This is a genomic window from Methylomonas sp. BG-2, from assembly GCF_057766305.1.
Genome location: NZ_JBYMAP010000492.1, coordinates 1 through 1,209, shown reverse-complemented (window position 1 = coordinate 1,209; position 1,209 = coordinate 1). Strand labels below are relative to the sequence as shown.

Here is a 1,209-nt window from a genome sequence, read left to right as displayed (position 1 = left end):
AACGCGCAACGTTCGGGCAGCCTGCTCGGCCAGCGCCGGCAGCGGCGACCAGTCAGGGCCGGGCGTGGTGATCGCTTCATCCCCGCTCAGCGCGCCGCTGGTTAAAATCCCGCCGGGCAAGCGAAACCCCACCCGGCGCACCGGAAAATCCAGCGCTTGATGTCGAAAATGGCGGTAGGCCGGTTGGCGTTGTTCGATCAGGTCTGGCCAAATCTCCAGCGGCGGCGCGATCATCGGTACGACCAACACCGAAGCCGGCACCCCGCCCGACCCCGCCGCCGGCTTCGCGCGGGTCGCGGCACAACCGCCGACCAGCGCGAAGCCGACCAATACCAACGCAATCCTGGCGCTCCTTGTTTTAAACGCTGTTTTACCTCCTCGCCCCGGCGGGTTTCTCGGCAGAGTCGTCGCTTCAAAATCGGACATATCGGCTTTCCCCCAAAGTATCGGATATCGCGGAACGATGGCCGCACACGGCGCGCTGAAAGCCATTCGCCAAGTAACAGCGAATCGCTGTCTAATCAGTCGTATCTCACTATAAAAAGCCGCATAACATTAGACAAGCGAATTTAATTGGACTTTAATATCGAAAACATCAATATAAAGACATGGACCTGGATCAAATCAAGACCTTCTTAAGCGTGGCGGCTCATGGCAGCTTTCAGGAAGCCGCCGGCCGTTTGTACGTCACCCAATCGACGGTCAGCATCCGCATTCAGCGCCTGGAAACCGAGCTGGGTGCGGCGTTATTCGTGCGCAACCGCGCCGGCGCTACGCTGACCGGCCAAGGCCGGCGATTTCTACCGCATGCGCAAAACCTGCTGCTGACCTTCGAACAAGCCCGCCACGACATCGGCCTGCCCAGCCGGTTTCGGGCCAGCGTCGCGATCGGCGCCAGGGTCGGACTGTGGCAAGCGGTGCTGCCGGATTGGATAGGCGAGATACGCAGGGCGATTCCGGACATCGCCATTCGTAGCGAAATCGGTTTCGAGGACGACTTGATGCGCGGCCTGATTCAGGGCCGCATTGACATCGGCATGATGTACACCCCGCAACACAGCCCCGGCTTGCTGATCGAACATTTGTTCGACGAAACCTTGATCTTGCTGGCCAGCGAGCCGGACCGACGTTGGCCCGACCCAGACTACGTCTACGTCGATTGGGGACCGGCGTTTTATGCCAAACACGCCAACTGCTTCCCCGATCTGG

2 protein-coding genes are annotated in these 1,209 nt (G+C 60.2%); one reads left to right on the top strand and one right to left on the bottom strand.

Translation table 11 applies throughout. From position 1 onward, the window contains the following. Window positions 1–426 (bottom strand): hypothetical protein (locus AC3B8H_RS21550; RefSeq protein ID WP_488443552.1); only part of this gene is annotated, 426 nt, incomplete at its 3' end. A 182-nt stretch (window positions 427–608) separates the two neighbouring features. Between AC3B8H_RS21550 and AC3B8H_RS21545 the strand changes: the two genes are divergently transcribed. Continuing rightward, on the top strand, window positions 609–1,209 hold a 601-nt coding region (locus AC3B8H_RS21545; RefSeq protein ID WP_488443551.1), incomplete at its 3' end, for a LysR family transcriptional regulator.